This is a genomic window from Streptomyces cacaoi (genome assembly GCF_006539165.1).
GTDB lineage: Bacteria > Actinomycetota > Actinomycetes > Streptomycetales > Streptomycetaceae > Streptomyces > Streptomyces cacaoi.
Genome location: NZ_BJMM01000140.1, coordinates 1 through 3,008 on the forward strand (window position 1 = coordinate 1; position 3,008 = coordinate 3,008).

Sequence of the window (3,008 nt, forward strand, 5' to 3'; positions counted from 1 at the left end):
GGCCACCAACACCCGGGCCAACCGCCTGGCCTCGGCCTCCAACTCCGCGTAGCTGAGCGTTCGTTCACCGCGCACCACCGCCGGAGCCGACGGACGGGCAGCGGCCTGCTCGGTGAACACCTCCACCAGGGAACGCCCCGCAGGCGCGCCCACCGCACCCGTCCACTCGGTGCCCAACACCCGCTCCAACTCCGCGCCGGTGATCAATGGCAGGGCGCTCAGGGGGCGTTCGGCGTCGTCGATGACGGCTTCGAGGGTCCGGGCGAATCGGTCTGCCAGCCTGCGCACGGTGGAAGCGGTGAAGAGTTCGGGGTCGTAGCCGAGTACGAAGCGCAGGCCGTCCTCGGCGTATGCGGTGAGAGTCAGGGGGTAGTTGGTGGTCTCGGCAGCTTCGAGGGACTCGAAGGTGAGGTCCGGGGAGGGGCCGTCGCGCCGGGAGCCGTCGCCGCTGCCGTCCGCGTCGTAGTCGTCACCGTCGGCGTGGTGCGCGCGGGACGAGCCAGACGTGTCCACCGGATAGTTCTCGAAGACCACCAGGCTGTCGAAGAGCGGTGTTCCGGGGGGAAGTTCGGTGGGGATGTCCGTCAGCCCGACGTACTCGTACTCGCGTGCGTCGAGCTGCTCGGATCCGATGCGGCGCAGCCACTCCCCGGCCGCGCGACCCGGTTCGACCCGCACCCGCACCGGAAGCGTGTTGACGAAGAGCCCCAACGCATCCTCGGAGCCGGGGAGTTCGGCGGGCCGTCCGGAGACGGTGGTGCCGAACACGATGTCCTGCGTCGCGGCGTACTGCGCCAGCATCAGCGCCCACGCGCCCTGCACGACGGTGTTCGGGGTGACCCGCTCACGCCGCGCGAACGCGGTGACGGCCTGCCCCACTCCCGCGCCGAGTTCGACGGTGGCGCGTTCGCTGGAGCGGGCCCGGTGCGCACTGTCCGGCAGCCGGTCGTACGGCAGGGCCACGGGTTCCGCGAAGCCCGCCAGGCGTTCCCGCCAGAAGTCCCGCCCGGCGGAGAGGTCGCGCTCGGACAGCCAGCGCAGGTAGTCACGGAAGGGAGGCCGCACGGAAGGCCGGGTGGCGTCGGCCGGGGGTGCCGGCTGCCCGCTGCCGAGGGCGTGGTACTCGGCGCGGACGTCACCGAGCAGGGCGGCCGCGCTCCAGCCGTCCAGCAGCAGGTGGTGGAACGTCCACACGACGCGGACGCGGCGGTTCGGCAGGCATGCCAGCGTCAGGCGCATGAGCGGCGGGGTGGCCAGGTCGATGCCCCGCGCCCGGTCCTCGGCGAGGAGCCCGCGCAGCCGCGTGTGCCGGCCGTCCGCATCGAGGTCCCGCCAGTCCTCGTGGCGTACGGGCAGTTCGATGCTCCGGTGCACCAGCTGAACGGGCTCGCCGACCCGTTCCCAGACGACGGACGCCCGTAGCGCGTCGGCCCTCTCGACGACCCGCTGCCAGGCCCGGGCGAGCATCTCCGGGTCGCTGACACCGCCCATCTCGAACGTGAACTGTTCGAGGTAGGCGGGGTCGTCCGCGGCGCCGGCGGTGTGGAAGAGCATGCCGGTCTGGAGCGGGGTCAGCGGGTAGATGTCGTCGATGCCGCGACCGTCGCCGACCAGCTCGTCGACTTCCCGGGCGCTCAGCCGGACGAGCGGGAAGTCGGACGGTGTGCAGCCGCCGGCGCCCGGCTCGGCGCAGTGCGCGACGAACTCCGTGAGCTGCTCAGTGAAGGACGCGGCGAGGGCCGCGACGGTGGCCTGGTCGTGCAACCGCTTCGAGTACGCCCAGGTGAAGGTCAGGACTCCCTCCTGGACAGCGCCGACGACCTCCACGACGTGGGCGCGGCGTTCGTCCGGGGCGTGCTCCCCGCCGGGGTTGAGCGTGAGCGACCGGTACCAGCCGGACCCGCCGCCCGCGCCCCCGCCGTCGAAGTGCCCCAGGTAGTTGAAGCCCACCTCGGGGCCGGGCACACCGGCGAGGACGCTGCCCGGGCTGCCGGGCGCGCTCAGATACCGCAGTGCGCCGTATCCGACGCCCTTGTCCGGCACCGCACGCAGCTGTTCCTTGACGGACCCGAGCACCTCGCCCAGACCGCCGCCGCCTTCCGCTCCTCCTTCCGGCACCTCCAGCACCACCGGGTGGATCGCGGTGAACCAGCCCACGGTCCGTGTCGCGTCGATGTCGTCGAACAGTTCCTCGCGGCCGTGTCCCTCCAGGTTGACGGCCACCTGCCCGCGCCCGGTCCACCGGCCCAACACCCGTGCCAGGGCGGCCAGCAGGACCTCGTTCACCCGCGTCCGGTACACACCCGGGACCTGGTGGAGCAGCGCCTCCGTCTGCTCCGCGCTCAGGGACACCGACACATGCGCCTCGTCGGCGACCGTGTTGTCCTCGACGTCCCCGGCGGCGCCGCTCCGGCCGGAGGAGGCGACGGACCGGTCCCTCGGCACCGGTGCCGCCGCATGCTCGGCGACGGACCTCCAGTACGCGACCTGGTCGTCGAACCCGCCCTCGGCCACATGCCGCACCAACCGCTGCGACCACTGCCGCACCGACGACGACTTCTCCCCCAACGACACCGGCTCACCGGCCACCGCACACCGGTACGCCGTCTCCAGGTCCTCCAGCAGCACCCGCCACGACACCCCGTCCATCACCAGGTGGTGCGCGACGAGCAGCAGCCGCAGCCCCTCGTCCGGGCCGACGCCCACACCGGCGAGCACCCGGATCAGCGGCCCACTCTCCAGATCCAGCCCGGCCTGGCACCGTGCACGCAGCCGGGCCCACTCGTCCTCCCCGCCGGACGCGGACGCCCCGGCATGTCCCCGACCGGCCAGGCCGTGGACGGACAGCACCTCGGCCACGTCCAGCGCCGGCTCCACCCGCCCCGACCAGCGTCCGTCGTCCCCACGACGGAAGGTGCTGCGCAGCGCGTCGTGCTGGTCGAGCAGAGCCGCGACGGCCGTGCGGAGCGCCGCCAGGTCCGTGTCCGCGGGGAGAACGACCTCGGCGG

At 73.0% G+C, this 3,008-nt stretch carries 1 protein-coding gene; it reads right to left on the reverse strand.

All coding sequences use genetic code 11. The features are described from left to right. Positions 1-3,008 (reverse strand): condensation domain-containing protein (locus SCA03_RS34575; RefSeq protein WP_230989113.1); only part of this gene is annotated, 3,008 nt, incomplete at both ends.